Annotated in this window: 14 protein-coding genes; 7 read left to right on the top strand and 7 right to left on the bottom strand. The window is 65.3% G+C overall.

The genetic code is table 11. The annotated features are described in order from the left end of the window. Positions 1 to 109 precede the first annotated feature (109 nt). Positions 110 to 2191, top strand: a complete 2082-nt coding sequence (locus NLM15_RS20435; RefSeq protein WP_254118847.1) for a methyl-accepting chemotaxis protein — start codon at positions 110 to 112, stop codon at positions 2189 to 2191. A gap of 35 nt (positions 2192 to 2226) precedes the next feature. Here NLM15_RS20435 and NLM15_RS20430 read toward each other — a convergent pair whose 3' ends face one another. Together NLM15_RS20430 and NLM15_RS20425 are read right to left on the bottom strand one after the other, a co-directional pair. After that, positions 2227 to 2817, bottom strand: coding sequence for an NADPH-dependent FMN reductase (locus NLM15_RS20430; RefSeq protein ID WP_254118846.1), 591 nt, complete (start codon positions 2815 to 2817; stop codon positions 2227 to 2229). A 45-nt stretch (positions 2818 to 2862) separates the two neighbouring features. Then, complete coding sequence (locus NLM15_RS20425) at positions 2863 to 3810, bottom strand: AraC family transcriptional regulator (protein ID WP_254118845.1); 948 nt, start codon at positions 3808 to 3810, stop codon at positions 2863 to 2865. A 303-nt stretch (positions 3811 to 4113) separates the two neighbouring features. Here NLM15_RS20425 and NLM15_RS20420 point away from each other — a divergent pair, with 303 nt between their 5' ends. Genes NLM15_RS20420 through NLM15_RS20410 form a run of 3 tightly spaced genes read left to right on the top strand, consistent with a single transcriptional unit; the run spans position 4114 to position 6708 of the window. Continuing rightward, positions 4114 to 5211: a DUF2336 domain-containing protein gene (locus tag NLM15_RS20420; protein WP_254118844.1), complete on the top strand. Its 1098-nt coding sequence runs from the start codon at positions 4114 to 4116 to the stop codon at positions 5209 to 5211. Next, on the top strand, positions 5208 to 5531 hold the full coding sequence (locus tag NLM15_RS20415) for a PilZ domain-containing protein (protein ID WP_254118843.1): 324 nt from the start codon (positions 5208 to 5210) through the stop codon (positions 5529 to 5531). The genes NLM15_RS20420 and NLM15_RS20415 overlap by 4 nt, the downstream gene beginning before the upstream one ends. Positions 5532 to 5586: 55 nt before the next feature. Next, a complete protein-coding gene (locus NLM15_RS20410; RefSeq protein WP_254118842.1) occupies positions 5587 to 6708 on the top strand; it encodes an HD-GYP domain-containing protein in 1122 nt (373 codons plus the stop codon). Between the two features lie 377 nt (positions 6709 to 7085). Here NLM15_RS20410 and NLM15_RS20405 read toward each other — a convergent pair whose 3' ends face one another. Then, positions 7086 to 7763, bottom strand: a complete 678-nt coding sequence (locus NLM15_RS20405) for a nitroreductase family protein (RefSeq protein WP_254118841.1) — start codon at positions 7761 to 7763, stop codon at positions 7086 to 7088. Between the two features lie 142 nt (positions 7764 to 7905). Between NLM15_RS20405 and NLM15_RS20400 the strand changes: the two genes are divergently transcribed. Then, positions 7906 to 8868, top strand: a complete 963-nt coding sequence (locus NLM15_RS20400; RefSeq protein WP_254118840.1) for an alpha/beta hydrolase — start codon at positions 7906 to 7908, stop codon at positions 8866 to 8868. 3 nt (positions 8869 to 8871) lie between these two features. On the opposite strand, the gene NLM15_RS20395 is transcribed toward NLM15_RS20400, so the two are convergent. After that, positions 8872 to 9336 (bottom strand): cupin domain-containing protein, encoded by a 465-nt coding sequence (locus tag NLM15_RS20395; protein WP_254118839.1) that lies wholly within the window; start codon positions 9334 to 9336, stop codon positions 8872 to 8874. 202 nt (positions 9337 to 9538) lie between these two features. Here NLM15_RS20395 and NLM15_RS20390 point away from each other — a divergent pair, with 202 nt between their 5' ends. Continuing rightward, a complete protein-coding gene (locus NLM15_RS20390) occupies positions 9539 to 9787 on the top strand; it encodes a hypothetical protein (RefSeq protein ID WP_008133377.1) in 249 nt (82 codons plus the stop codon). 65 nt (positions 9788 to 9852) lie between these two features. Here the strand turns inward: NLM15_RS20390 and NLM15_RS20385 are convergent, their stop codons facing one another. Then, the gene (locus tag NLM15_RS20385; RefSeq protein ID WP_254118838.1) at positions 9853 to 10728 is read right to left on the bottom strand and encodes an MBL fold metallo-hydrolase; all 876 of its coding nucleotides are present in this window, start codon (positions 10726 to 10728) and stop codon (positions 9853 to 9855) included. A gap of 145 nt (positions 10729 to 10873) precedes the next feature. Here NLM15_RS20385 and NLM15_RS20380 point away from each other — a divergent pair, with 145 nt between their 5' ends. After that, the gene (locus NLM15_RS20380; RefSeq protein ID WP_254118837.1) at positions 10874 to 11857 is read left to right on the top strand and encodes a glycerophosphodiester phosphodiesterase family protein; all 984 of its coding nucleotides are present in this window, start codon (positions 10874 to 10876) and stop codon (positions 11855 to 11857) included. Here the strand turns inward: NLM15_RS20380 and NLM15_RS20375 are convergent. Together NLM15_RS20375 and NLM15_RS20370 are read right to left on the bottom strand one after the other, a co-directional pair. Then, positions 11854 to 13476, bottom strand: coding sequence for an ABC-F family ATP-binding cassette domain-containing protein (locus tag NLM15_RS20375; RefSeq protein ID WP_254118836.1), 1623 nt, complete (start codon positions 13474 to 13476; stop codon positions 11854 to 11856). The two genes, NLM15_RS20380 and NLM15_RS20375, sit on opposite strands and share 4 nt — an antisense overlap. 314 nt (positions 13477 to 13790) lie before the next feature. Then, positions 13791 to 14708 (bottom strand): NADP-dependent oxidoreductase, encoded by a 918-nt coding sequence (locus tag NLM15_RS20370; protein WP_254118835.1) that lies wholly within the window; start codon positions 14706 to 14708, stop codon positions 13791 to 13793. Between the last annotated feature and the right edge of the window lie 280 nt (positions 14709 to 14988).

The raw sequence follows: 14988 nt of genomic DNA, 5'->3' as shown, positions 1-14988 counted from the left end.
CGCATGCAGGCGGGGCATAGCGGACGGCAGCGTAAACTCCTGATTAACACCGGCTACCTATCGTTGCGCAGAATAATTTTCTCTCCCCGCGCCAATTGCCGGATAAATCATGAAAATCGGTACGCTCCTGACTAGCGCCATCGTTTCGCTCTCGACCGTCGGCGGCGGCCTTGCCGTCTACGTCGCCGTGACGAAATACCAGACCATGGACAAGATCGCCGAGGCGCAGGGCCGGCTCGCCATCGTCCGCGCCGTCAGCGACATCCCGCGCTATCTCAACCCCGAGCGCGGCTTCGCCACCAACATCCTTTACGGTCCGGCGACCTTCGATCCGGTGCAGCTTTCCGAGCATGGCAAGCTGCGCAAGCAGACCGACGGCGCGCGCGACAAGATGAATGCGCTGCGCAAGGAGCTGCCGGGTCCGTTCGACGACGGCAACACCATCGGCAGCAACATCGACGGCATCAACGCGAAGTTCACCGCGCTGCGTGAGGCCATCGACAAGGCGATGGCGGGACCGGCGGAGGCGCGCAAGGACGCGGCCAAGAAGATCGTCGCCGACAACGCCGTGCTCAACGGCGGCGTGACCGCACTGCTCAACGAGCAGGTCCGCCGCATGGCGATCCTCAACGGCGACGCCTACCGGCAGGCCAGCTACGCCAACATCGCGATGACATTGCGCGACGTCGGCGGCTTCAACTCCAGCCTGCACAAGAATCTCGTCGGCGGCAAGAAACCGGCGACCGACACCGAAAAGGCCGATATCAGTCGCTCGCAGGGGCGCAACGATCAGATCGTGATGTCGCTGCTGGAGCTGCGCGGCAATCCCGCAACTCCGGCGAACGTCGCCGCCGCACTGGAGAAGTTCAACTCGATCTATATCGAGGAGTTCGGCCGCGAGCTCAAGCTGGTGAAGGAAGGTGCGGTCACCGGCAAGTACGAACACGACGTGGACACCTACTACACCGCCACGCAGCGCGGCCTCAGCACCATCATCGATGTTCGCGATGCCTTCTACGACAATGCCGAGCAGATCCTCGCCGGCGCGTCGGCAGCCGCGCGCACCAGCTTCACCATCGCCCTCGTCGGCCTGCTCGCTGTGCTGATCGCCAGCGCCGGCCTCATCGCCGTGGTCCGCCGCCGCGTCTGTGCCCCGATCGTCAACCTGACCAGCCGCATGTCGCGGCTTGCCGACGGCGACGTTGCGGAAGAGATCCCCGGCGCCGAGCGCTCCGACGAGATCGGCGCGATGGCCGCGGCCGTCCAGGTGTTCAAGGACAACATGATCCGCGCCGACCGGCTCGCGGCCGAGAAGCAGGCCGAGAACGACGGCAAGATGCGCCGCGCCCAGGCGCTCGACGGGCTCACCCGCGCCTTCGAGGCCAAGGTCACCGAACTGGTCGGCGGCCTGTCCCGTGCTTCGTCCACCATGGAAAGCACGGCGCAGTCGATGACCTCGACGGCGGCCCAGACCAACAGCCAGGCCGCGGTCGTCGCCGCCGCCTCGCAGCAGACCTCGACCAACGTTCAGACGGTCGCCAGCGCCACCGAAGAGTTGACCTCTTCGATCTCCGAGATCGGCCGTCAGGTCGCACAATCGACCGAGATCGCGGCCCGCGCCGTCGACAACGCCCGCCGCACCGGCGACACCGCGCGCGCGCTTGCCGAGGGCGCCCAGAAGATCGGCGACGTCGTCACGCTGATCCAGAGCATCGCCGAGCAGACCAATTTGCTGGCGCTGAACGCGACCATCGAGGCCGCCCGCGCCGGCGACGCCGGCCGCGGCTTTGCGGTCGTCGCCTCCGAAGTGAAGTCGCTGGCCGGCCAGACCGCCAAGGCCACCACCGAGATCTCCGAGCAGATCACCGCGATCCAGTCCGCCAGCGACGAGACCGTGGCCGCGATCCGCAACGTCGCCGACGTCATCGGCGAGATCGACCAGATCGGCACCGCGATTGCCGCGGCGATCGAGGAACAGGGCTCCGCCACCAAGGAGATCGCCCGCAGCGTCCAGGAAGCCGCCCGCGGCACCCAGGAGGTCAACTCCAACATATCAGGCGTGCAGCGCGCCGCCGACGACACCGGTGCGGCCGCACGGGAAGTGCTGGGCGCCGCCGCGCAGCTCTCGACGCAGTCGCGCGACCTCGCCGGCCAGTTCGACCGCTTCCTCGGCGAGGTCAGGGCAGCGTAAGACCCGTTACCGCGAGGACGGTCCCGTAGCCCGGCTTAATAAGGCGGCGCCTTGCGCGCCCGCTGCGCCTTGGCGGCCTCGATCCACCAAGTGAGATCGTCGGCAAAGCGCGGGAACGCGCGCTCCAGTGCCTTGCCGCCCTCGCCGATCGGCTCGCTCTCGGCCGACAGCGTCTGCGCGATCGGGCCGACGCCGATGGTGCTCGACACCACCACCATGCCCATCTCGGACAGCGTGCCGTGCCAGGCGGTCGAGGCGCGGGCGCCGGACAGTCGGCCGGCGGAATAGCTCACGATCGCGGCCGGACGCCAGAACCATTCTTCCAGGAAGTGATCGGTGAGGTTCTTCAGGCCGGGCTGAATGCCCCAATTGTATTCGCCGGTGACGAAGACAAAACCGTCGGCACCGCGGATCTGGCCCGCCAGCTTCTCCAGCGCCTCGGGTGCCGACCCCTCGGGATATTCCTTGTACATGCGATCGAGCATCGGCAGGCCGATGGCCTTGGCGTCGATGAACTCGACGTCATCACCACGCTTGCGCAGGCCATCGATGACGAAGTTCGCAAGGCGGACGCCCATGCGGTCGGAACGGTAGGAACCGTAGAGGACGAGGATGCGATTGCTCATGGCCGGCAGGCTAGCACAAAACGAGGGGCCGACCCCATCCCTTTGCTATCGGCCCCGGCCGCGCTCCAGCGTTTGCGACGGTGTCTCGCCAAATTGGTCGCGATAGCTTCTGGAGAAGTCGCTGAGATGCCAGAAGCCGAACGCCAGTGCGACGGCCTTGACGCTGTCGGCGCCGGCGAGCAGCCGCCGGCGCACCAGCCACAACCGGCGCAGGCGCAAGTACCGGTGCAGGCTCATGCCGCGATAGCGGCGGATGACATCATGCATGGTGCGGACGGACAGGCCGAGCTTGCGCGCGATCTCCTCGCTGTAGATCGGCTGCGAGAGGTCGTCGGACAGAAGCGCGCGGACGTCCTGGAATATCCTGAAGTTCCGCTCGTCGTTGGGACGCAGGGTCCATCGCGCGGGAACGACGTTTTCGAACGCGTCGTCGACGGCGCCAAGCAGCGACTCCTTGATGGCTGCCGCCTTCAACGGCATCTCCGCTGCATCGACCGGTTCCGACGCCGCAGCCATCACCTCCCGAACCATGCTCCGCAGCCGGTTCAAGCTTGCGGCGGTCGTTTCAAAAATCTTGAAGCTCGAGATCGTGTGCGGCCATCCGCGATCCGTCACCTCCGGCCTGAACACCACCGAGGCAATTTGCCGCTGCACCTCCTCGATGGTGGTGTACGCCGCGCCGCCGCTGCCGATGACGACGACCGGACGGGCGCGCTGCGAGCCGTTGAAGCGGATGGGCACGTTGAGGTCGTCCATCGTGAACCCGATGGCGGTGCAATTCTCGACGAGCTGCGCGTCGACAACGCGGGGGAACGCCCGCGTGAAATTGATGTCGCAACCGGGCAGCGAGAGAATGGTCTGCTCAGCCGAAATCCTCCGTACGAGAGGCGTGAACTCGAAATTCAGGCCTCGTATGGCATTTCGGAACTCATCGACGTCTGCGAAGCGAAATACCTTGGGCGCCAATCCGGGCGCGTCATCAATATTGTTCATGGCAATCTGAAACGTCGCGTCGCAACCGACGCGCGTCCGGCGACGATGCCGGTACGAGTTTCCCCCTTTCGGTTGTCCCGTTAGACCGAAAGAATCATCCTGGTTCGTCCCATTCAGTTGGCGGGGGTCCCGATCAAAGGACAAGCCGCCGCGTCAAGCCTCGCCGAATTTCGATAGCGTTTCCAGTGCGGTCGGCGGTGCGAGAATACCCGAGCCATCGAGGTCTCAATTTCAAATTAACGCATCTGGCGCGGAATGTACGTCGTTAGTTAGTCGAAATTTATTTGAGTACAGGCTCCTGCCATGATGGCAAATTCGCCTGCTGATATTCTGGGTGAATTGGAGGAAGCGGTCGCAACGTGTCCGCTGGACCGCTGCGCGCGCATCCTCTCCGGCATTGTGCAGTTGCTAACTGGCAGCCGCGACCGATCGCAGGAATTGCTGTCGGGGGTGGTCGATGGCGTTCTGCTGCGATTAACGGAACGGGTCGAGGCCGATGCGCTGATTCAACTCAGCACCTCGCTTGCCGAACTCAAGGTGGCGCCGCCGGAGACATTGCGGCGCCTCGCCTCACACGCCAACCCGGACGTGGCCTGTCCTGTCCTGCAGAGATCACCGGCACTTTCCGCGACCGATCTCGCGGCGGTCGCGGCCTCCGGCGGCCCGCGGCATCAACGCGCGATCGCCGCGCGCGACAGCATCGAGCCGGTCGTGACCGAGGCGCTGATCAAGCACGGCGGTCCGATCTGCCTCGCGCTGATCAGGAATCCCGGAACCGGATTTTCCGAGGCGGCCTATGCCGCGCTGGTCGCCAAGGCCGACCAGGACGGCGAGATCATGAAGGCGCTGGCGCTCCGGCCCGACACCCCCGACCTGGTCGTGCGGAAGCTGCTGTCCGCCTCTCCCGGCCAGACGACGCCGGCCAAGCCGAACGCATCCGCCAGTCCGCCTGCGCCACGGGCCGCACCAAAGCGGCCCTGCGCGGCCGACTATGCCGGCGCGCGGCCGGAGATCGTCGCGCTCAGCCGTGTCGGCAAGCTCAACGATTCCTCGGTGAACCGCTTCGCGATCCGCGGCGAGACCGCCAACCTGTTCACGGCGCTGTCGGTGCTGTCAGGCGCACCGATCGAGATCGTCGAGCATGTCATGGCCGATGACGACTGCGAGGGCCTGGTGATGGCCTGCCGGGCGTCGCGGCTGAGCTGGGCAACCACGCTCGCGATCCTGAGCAACCGCGGCGGCACGCGGCTCTCCTTTGCCGAGCGCGAACGCGCGCAACACATCTTCGAAACACTGCTTCTGTCGACCAGCCAATGGACGGTGCGCTGGGGGGAAATCGCAGCAGGCGCCAACACCAGCGATGCGGGAACTCGTGGCGCGAAAATGGGGGTTAGCCGATGAAGTTCGACGGTCGCAAGGCGCTGCGCGTGAAAATGGACCACAAGCAGCCGATCAATCTGATGGGTTCGGACGGTACGTGGCGACGCAGTTGCGTCCTGCTCGACGTCTCGCAAAGCGGGGCCAAGATCGAGGTCGAAGGCACCCTCGACGTGCTCCAGGCCAAGGAGTTCTTCATGCTGCTGTCCTCGACCGGGCTCGCCTACCGGCGCTGCGAACTGGTCTGGATCGACGGCACCATGGCCGGCGTTCATTTCATCAACGCGGACAGCAAGAAGAAGCCGAAGGTACAGGGGGCGGAGAACGCCGCCCAGAGCAAGTAATTCCGGACATTCACCCCCACGCATTGAACGCAAGCGAGTCAATCCAGGCCAGACCGTGCAGAACGCGCGAACCATGCAAAGCCCTGTCAATCGTAACGGCGGCGTCCGGGAGCAGGAAGCGGCCCGCCCGCTCGTGGAAGTGCTGGCCGACACGTCCGACAAGCTGTCGGGCGTTCGCGCGATCCTCGAGGCGAAGTTTACCGTTGCGGGCGAACGGCTCGATGCCGATGCCAGGCTGGCGCAGGTGCCGTCCGCCGTCGTCATCCGCGCGGAGCTGCGCGACGTCGACAACATCGCGGCCATCAAGAAGCGGGCCGGCAAGCTCGCCAAGGCCAAGAAGCGGATCTTCCTGCTCGAGCACACCTCTCACGTCGGCATTTCGCAGGCCTATGCGCTGGGCGCGACGCTGGTCCTCCCCGGAACGATCGACCGGATCAAATTGCTGGCAGCGCTGAGCGATCCGGCCGACGACGCGTCCGCGTCGTCAGGCGGAGAGGCGCAGCCGGACAACGCCGTCGAGACCGCGGCCACCGCCATCGCATCGATGTTCACGGCCGTCACCCTCGGCCAGCCGCTCGATGTCGACGGCACCAAGGAGGCCGGCCGTCAGATCGCCGATCGCATCACCCAGCATGGCCTGTCGGAGTGGCTGAGGACGGTGCGGCGTCATCACGAGGGCACCTATCAGCATTGCCTGCTGGTCACCGGCGTCGCCATCGACTTCGGCCTCAGCCTCGGCGTCGGGCGCGCCGATCTCGAGCGCCTCTACACGGCCGCCATGTTCCACGACATCGGCAAGGCCCATATCCCGCTCGCCATTCTCGACAAGCCGGGCCGCCTCGATGCCGAGGAACGGGCCATGATCGAGACCCATCCGGCAGCAGGCCACGAATTTCTGAAGAGTCACGACAAGATTTCGCCGGAGATCCTCGACGCCGTGCGGCATCATCACGAATATCTCGACGGCAGCGGCTATCCGGATGGGCTTTGCGGCGAGAGCATCGGCGACATCGTGCGCCTTCTCACGATCTCCGACATCTTCGCCGCACTGATCGAGCACCGGCACTACAAGCCGACGATGCCGCGCGCGGAAGCTTACAACATTCTCTGCGGAATGAACGGCAAGCTGGAAAAGGCGCTGGTGGCCTCATTCAAGCAGGTCGCGCTCACGCGCTGAGCGCGAACACCTTGCCCTGAACGCGATCTAGTGGGTCGCGCGATATCTGGCGCGGCGGGGAATGGACCGGCACGCCAGTCCATCCGCAAGCAGCTTCATGTCCTCGCGTTTGCCGCTACGGATCAATCTGCCGAGCTCGTCGGCTGTGAAGGGAAGCGTCGGATCATCATCGATCGGGTGCCGCAGTCGCGGACCGAAGAACCGTCGAACCAGGCTAGCCAGCCGCCGCATGTCAATTCCCTCGCGCCAGCAACAAACCTTTCAATCTGCATATTGTTCCTCCCGCACGATCGAGATTGCAAGAGGCCACTCACGGCTCACACCAAAAATTTCGACGAGAATAATCTCCTCCCTGCCGCGAGAGTCGGCACGCCGCGTCAGTCAGCAAAGCCGACATAACGCACGAAATCGTCGTTGCCCTCGCGATCGGAGCGGACGGCGTTCGCGGCAAAGCCGTCGTCGGGATAACCCATCGCGACACATGTCATGATGACCTCGTCTTCCGGAATCCTTGCGACCTCGCGCACGATGTCGGAGCGCATGATGCCCTGCCCGTTGATGACAGAACCGAGACCGCGGTCCCAGGCCGCGAGCACGATGCCGTAGCAGAGCGCGCCGAGATCGAAATGGCAGACTGCGCCGGGATCGAGCACGCGGTCATAGGTCAGCACCAGCGAGACCGGCGCATCGAACTGGCGGAAGCCACGCAGCACCCAGTCCTGCCGCATCGGCTTGTCGTCGCGCGCGATCCCCATCGCGCCGAACAGCTTCTTGGCAATGTCGACCTGCCGGGTGCGATGGATGCCCTGGTATTCGCCATGGCTGATGATGTCGCGCTTGACCTTGGCGCCGCCAACCATCTCTTCCATGTTGCGGCGGCGCACTTCTTCGAGCGGGTTGCCTGTGAGCACGTGGACATGCCAGGGCTGGGTGTTCATCGACGACGGCGCGCGCTTGGCGCTCTCGATGATCGCCTCGATCACCGCACGCGGCACCGGCTGCTGCTTGAAACCGCGCACGCTGCGGCGCGACTGGACCAGCGTTTCGAATTCCACCTCTTTGGCCTCCCTGCCCGTTCATTCGCCGGCATTACAATTCCAACACGCTACAAATGCAACACGTCGCCGGTTGCCGATGCGGCGCGCGAAATCTATGCTACCGGCCAAGCAAGACCAAGAACCCTGTGAGGACTCAGAAATGCCCGCGCCGCTCGATCCCGTCATCGCCCAGATCATTCCGCTGCTGCCGCTGCGCGATCCCACCACGATGACGCCACAGAGCGCCCGTGATTCCTTGCGCGCACTGGCTGCCGCGCGCGCAGCCGTGGCGCCGCCCCCGGTCGATACGGTGCAGGATATCAAGGTGAAAGGCGGCGCCGGCCCGCTCGACGCCCGTGTTTATCGGATCGGCTCCGCGCCGGCGCCAACCGTGGTCTTCTTTCACGGCGGCGGCTGGGTCGCGGGCGATCTCGAGACCCACGACCGGCAGGCGCGCAATCTCGCGATCGAAACCGGCGCGGTCGTCGTCTCCGTCGACTATCGACGCCCGCCGGAAACGCGTTTTCCCGGCGCCTTCGAGGACGCGTTCGCTGCTACAAGCGACATCTTCAACCGCGTCGCGGAATTTGGCGGCGATCCAAAGCGCCTCGGCGTTGCCGGCGACAGCGCCGGCGGCAATCTCGCGGCGACCACCGCGATCGCCTGCCGCGATGCCGGCATCAAGCTCGCTGCGCAATTGCTGGTCTATCCCGTGACCGAGATCGTCGGCAGCTATGCGGATGCGCGCGAGAACGCACGCTTTCCCTCGCGCGCTGAGAATGCCGAGGGCTATTTCCTCACGCGTGCCACGATGGAATGGTTTTGCGGCCACTATCTCGCCGACCCCAGCGACGCCGCCAACTGGCGCGTCTCGCCGCTGCGCGCCAACTCGCTCGCAGGCCTTGCGCCCGCGGTCGTGACCACCGCCTGGTTCGATCCCCTGCGCGACGAAGGCGCGGCCTATGCACAGGCGCTGGAGGCCGCCGGGGTCGCCGTGAAGCGCCACGAAGGCCCCGGCCTGATCCACGGCTATTTCGGCCTTGGCGACGCCTCCGAGGTGGCGCGGGCCGAAGCGCAGCGCGCACGTGCTGATTTCAAGGCGCTGCTCGCGCGGGGCGTATGAGACCTAGGTGCCCCGCGCCCGTTGCGCGCCGGTGTGCCCCCAGGTTTCGTCCCAGTCCTGACCGGCGGCATCGACGACGCGGCCGTCGGCTTCGAAGAACTTGTTCGGCACCTGGAAGATCGCCAGGATCAAGGCCCCCTCCGGACACCAGGCGGCATGGCGGCTGCCCGCCTCGCGCCAGATGAATTCGCCGCCCTTGCAGGCGATCCCCTTGGCTGGTCCCTCCTTGTCGACGAGCGCGCCTTCGATGACGTAGCTCTGCTCGATGCCGACATGTTCATGATCGGGCAGCACCGATCCCGGCGCAAACCGCATCAAGGCGGTCATCAGACCGCTGCTGCGATCGAACAGCAGCGTCTTGGCCTCGCAGCCCGGAAACCGCGTCTTCTGCCATTCCATGTCTTGAGGCCGGACCAGGTGAGAATGCTGACCGGCGGCGTCCGGCACTTTCGGAATCACGGCGTCCATCACGATGCTCCCTCCAGTTCAACGCGGCCGAAGCTAGCAGGGTTGCCCGGCCGGGTCAGCGCGCAGCGCAACACGCCGCGACCTCCTCGCCGGTGGTCGAAATTCGCAACAGGGGACCGGATGACGGGCTCATCCTGCTTGATTGCGCCACGATTCCCGGCTCCAATCCCACCCGCCATCTTTTTGGCTTTAGGAGACACCCATGATGAAGCGGATTTTCCTGGCTGCGATCGTTGCCACCTTTGCAGCCGGCTCGGCCTTCGCGGACGATACCTGCGAGAGCAAGGCGGTCGGCAAGGACGGCAAGCCGCTGGCCGGCGCCGCCAAGACCTCGTTCATGAAGAAGTGCAAGGCGGACGCCTGCACGCCGAAGGCCGTCAGCGCCGACGGCAAGCCGCTCGCCGGTGCCGCCAAGAACAGCTTCATGAAGAAATGCGAGGTCAGCGCGTAAGGCGCGGGCACGATGCGCCTCTACGCCCTCGCCCCGCCCTTGCGGGGCGAGGTGAACGCAGAGCTTCACTCCCGCTTGAACCGGTAGTCGAACGCCCCATCCAGCGGCTTGATCAGCCCGACCGTCGGCGCCGGGAAATGGATCGGCAGGATCAGCGTGTCGGTATCCGCAACGGAGGCGAAGAACTTTCGCCGCGAGACCGCCGATTGCTTCGGATCCCAATCCGGCTTCGCCGACCAGTCCGGCTCGCGGCACTGGATCTGGTGATGCATGAGATCGCCCGCGACCACCGCACGCTGGCCCTTCGAAAAGATGTTCACACAGCAATGACAGGGCGAGTGCCCCGGCGTCGGCGTCAGCGTGACCGTGTCATCGAGCGCGTAATCATCGTCGACCAAGAGCGCCTGCCCGGCCTCGACGATCGGCAGGCAATTGTCGCGAAACACGGTCCCCGGCGGATTGTTGCCCTTGGCGTGCTCGGCTTCCCAGGCCGCGTATTCGCCCTTGTGGAAGACGTATTTCGCGTTCGGGAACGTCGGCACCCAGCGGCCGTCGCGCAAGGTCGTGTTCCAGCCGGTGTGATCGATGTGCAGATGCGTGCAGAAGACATAGTCGACCTGCTCGAAGCCGATGCCGAGCGCGAACAGCTCGTTGCGCCAGCGCTCCTTGCCGGGAAAATCGAACGGCGGCGGATGGCCCTTGTCCTCGCCGGTGCAGGTATCCACGAGGATCGTGTAGCGCGGCGTGCGCACCACAAAAGTCTGGTAGGTGATCACCATCATGCCGCGCGCGGCATCGAACACCTCCGGCTCCATCGTCGGCAGATGGCGCGCGAACACGCCCTCGTCATAAGCGGGGAAAAAATCCTGCGGCCGCCGCCACGGCCCTTCCCGCTCGATCACCGCGTCGATGGTGATGTCGCCGATCCGAAGTTGCTTCATGGTTGTTCGCTCCCTTTTTGAGGAAAGCGTAGCGGCCGGCACGGGAGCGTTCAAGGCGCACAGCGCGGACGACGCCCATGCGCGGCGGCCGCCGCAAATCAACCTCAAACACCACTGAGGGTGATCGTGGAAATGGGAATCATCCGTGGGCCGGAAATTGAAATACGCGGCGGCAGCCCTCCTTGTCGTCGCAGCGGGCATCTATCTCAACAACACCAGCCTTCTGGCACCGCATCGCGACGGCAAGCCGGTGCTGCTCGCCCATCGCGGCATGGCCCAGCGCTTCGACGAGCGCGACGTGAAGAACGACACCTGCACCGCGACGCGGATGCTGCCGCCGGTCCATGATCATCTCGAAAACACCCTGCGCTCGATGCGCGCGAGCTTCGACGCCGGCGCCGACGTGGTCGAGCTCGATGTGCACCCGACCACCGACGGCGAGTTCGCCGTATTCCACGACTGGACGCTCGATTGCCGCACCGACGGCCAGGGCGTTACGCGCGCGCAGAGCATGGCGAAGCTGAGATTGCTCGACATCGGCTACGGCTACACAACCGACGGCGGCAAGACCTTCCCGTTTCGCGGTAAGGGGATCGGGATGATGCCGACATTGTCGGAGGTGTTCGCCGCCTTCCCTGACAAGAAGCTCCTCATCAACGTGAAGAGCCGGGATCCAAGCGAAGGCGAGAAACTTGCCGCCGTGCTGAACGCGCTGCCGGCCGAGCGGCGCCGCACGATCATGGTCTATGGCGGCGACGAGCCCATCGACATGATCCGCCGCCTCACCCCGGACGTTCGCACGATCTCGCGCGCGGCGATCCGGAGCTGCCTGATCGGCTATATCGGCTACGGCTGGACCGGCTTCGTGCCGTCGGCCTGCCGAAATGCGATGGTGCTCCTGCCGGTCAACGTCGCACCTTGGCTATGGGGCTGGCCCGATCGCTTCCTGAATCGTATGGACGGCGCCAACAGCGCGGTGTTCGTGCTCGGCCCTTACAGTGGCGGCGAATTCTCGACCGGCATCGATACGCCGGATTTGCTGGCCCGGCTCCCGCGAGGCTATTCCGGCGGGATCTGGACCAACGAAATCGAGGCCATCGCCACGATCGCGGGCAAGAACAACAATTAGCTCCGCAACCCCGGCGCTTCCTGTCCCGTGCGCGCGACGTACTCCGTATAGCCGCCGCCGAACTGGTGGATGCCTTCCGGCGTCAACTCCAGCACGCGGTTCGACAGCGTCGCCAGGAAGTGGCGGTCATGCGAGACGAACAGCATGGTGCCCTCGAAATCCGCCAGCGCCGTGATCAGCATCTCCTTGGTGGCGAGATCGAGATGGTTGGTCGGCTCGTCCAGCACCAGGAAGTTCGGCGGATCGAACAGCATCTTGGCCATCACGAGGCGCGCCTTCTCGCCGCCCGACAGCACGCGGCAGCGCTTCTCGACGTCGTCGCCGGAGAAGCCGAAGCAGCCGGCGAGCGCGCGCAAGGAGCCCTGCCCCGCGGTCGGAAACTGGTCTTCCAGCGACTGGAACACGGTGCGCTCGCCGTCGAGCAAATCCATCGCGTGCTGCGCGAAATAGCCCATCTTGACGCTGCCGCCGACCGACACCGTGCCCTCGTCCGGCTCGCTTGCACCGGCGATGAGCTTGAGCAGGGTCGACTTGCCGGCGCCGTTGACGCCCATCACGCACCAGCGCTCCCGACGGCGGATCATGAAATCGAGGCCGTCATAGATGCGCTTGCTGCCATAGCCCTTGTGGACGTTCTTCAAGGCGACGACGTCCTCGCCCGAACGCGGTGCCGGCGGGAAGTCGAACGCGACGGTCTGGCGGCGGCGCGGCGGCTCGACGCGCTCAATCTTGTCGAGCTTCTTGACCCGGCTCTGCACCTGGGCGGCATGCGAGGCGCGTGCCTTGAAACGCTCGATGAACTTGATCTCCTTGGCGAGCATGGCCTGCTGGCGCTCGAACTGCGCCTGCTGCTGCTTCACGTTCTGCGCGCGCTGCTGCTCGTAGAACTCGTAGTCGCCGGTATAGGTGGTGAGCGAGCCACTATCGATCTCGATCACCTTGGAGATCACGCGGTTGATGAACTCGCGGTCGTGCGAGGTCATCAGCAGCGTGCCTTCGTAGTCGTGCAAAAACTTCTCCAGCCAGATCAGGCTTTCGAGATCGAGATGGTTGCTCGGCTCGTCGAGCAGCATGACATCGGGACGCATCAGGAGGATGCGGGCCAGCGCCACGCGCATCTTCCAGCCGCCGGAGAGTTTTCCGACGTCGCCGTCCATCATCTCCTGGCTGAAGCCGAGACCGGACAGCGCTTCGCGCGCGCGGCCGTCGAGCGCATAGCCGTCGAGCTCTTCGAACGCGTGCTGCACCTCGCCGTAGCGCGCGATGATCTCGTCCATCTGGTCGGCCTTGTCAGGATCGGCCATCGCAGCCTCGAGCTCGCGCAGCTCGGCCGCGACTTCGCTGACGGGACCCGCACCATTCATCACCTCGGCCGCGGCGCTGCGGCCGCTCATCTCGCCGACGTCCTGGTTGAAATAGCCGATGGTGATGCCGCGATCGGTCGAGACCTGGCCTTCGTCGGGCAGTTCCTCACCGGCGATCATCCGGAACAGTGTGGTTTTTCCGGCGCCATTCGGGCCAACGAGCCCGATCTTTTCGCCCTTGTTGAGGGCCGCGGAGGCTTCGATGAACAGGATCTGGTGGCCGGCTTGCTTGCTGACGTTGTCGAGGCGGATCATGGGGTCTTTTTGGGGGATTTTTGCGTTGCAGCGTCATAGGCCATGCGGGCCGCGAGGGGAAGCCCGGCGGGACCCGGATTTACCCCGCGTCGGGTCAATTCGACCCAACGTTCCGAAGCCCGCTTCGCCCCCTGACCTGCTCGGCCCGCCAGCCTGCTCTCCGCATCCGGGCCGATGCACGCCGTCCGAGCCGCAAGGCGTGACGTCCGCCATCGCCGTGGCGGACAGACGCTGCCACCCGCCAGGCGCCGGCTCTTGGCCCGTTTCGGACATCTCAACGCCCGGCCGACCGCGTGCATCAATGCTTGCGTCGCTCACGGACGAACGCGAATGATCGTATTCCCCTTGCGTCGCCCGGTCGGATTTAGGGCGGCGACGGCCTCATCGAGGGTCGAGACGTTGCCGATGTTCGTCCGCAGTCGTCCGTCCCGCACCCGCTGGGCGATCTCACTCAGTTGGGCACGATCGGACTCGACGACGAAGTCGACCGCCCGGCCGTCCGAGGGCCTCGCCTCGGCCGGCCCGACGATGGTCACCAGTGTTCCTCCGGCTCGAATAAGTTCTGCGGACCGCTTCTGGATCTCCCCGCCGATGACATCGAACACCAGATCGACCTTGCCGACGTCTTTCAGCGCATCTCTGTCGAGGTCGACGAACTCCTTCGCGCCGAAGTCGAGCACCGTTTGCCGGTCGGCGGCGCGTCCCGTGCCAATGACATAGGCGCCGGCCTCTCGCGCGAGTTGCGTCACCATCGACCCGACTGCGCCGGCCGCGCCGTGTGCCAGGACGCGCTGCCCCGCCTGGAGGCGGCCGTGCTGGAACAGCCCTTGCCATGCGGTCAGGCCCGAAATCGGCAGGCTCGCCCCCACCGTGAAGTCGACGTCGCCCGGCAGCGGCGCGAGGTTGCGTGCCTCGATCGCCACGTATTCGGCCAGCGAGCCGTCGCGATACCAGTCCGCGAGGCCGAACACGCGCTGTCCCACCGAGAGCCCCGTCGTGCCATATCCGAGAGCGGTGACCACTCCGGCCAGATCGTGCCCCGGGATCGACGGTGTTCGATCACGATCGAGGCGATCGGTCCAGGTCGAGGGCCACGTCAGCTCAGTCGGGATAAATCCCGACGCGTGAACCTGAACCACAACGTCGTTTATCGCGGCCTGCGGCACGGGCCGGTCCACCAACTTCATCCCGGCCGTTCCCGCGGCCTGGTCCGTTACAACGATCGCCTTCATGGGAATTGTCTCCTCGGTCATTTGTCTCTTTGGTGGGGAGCGCGGGCGCGCGATCCGCGCTGTCTGCATCGACGGGGCTCCACCAAGCCCGATGGATCGGGATTGCCCCGGTCGCTGTCAGCGAATAGATGCGTTCGCGCCTGGCATAAAACAGTACCAAGATCGCCAATTACGGCTGTACCAAGCGCAATCGCTTCCCCCCATCCAACTTGATCGTGCCAAACGGGCTCCGCAGATTGTTCCGGCGATCCGAGAGCGCATTGAGACGGAGAGTCTTGGA

The sequence above is a fragment of the Bradyrhizobium sp. CCGB20 genome, assembly GCF_024199855.1.
Lineage (GTDB): Bacteria > Pseudomonadota > Alphaproteobacteria > Rhizobiales > Xanthobacteraceae > Bradyrhizobium.
Note: the sequence above shows the minus strand (reverse complement) of the source record. Positions and strands in the feature narration are given on the sequence as shown.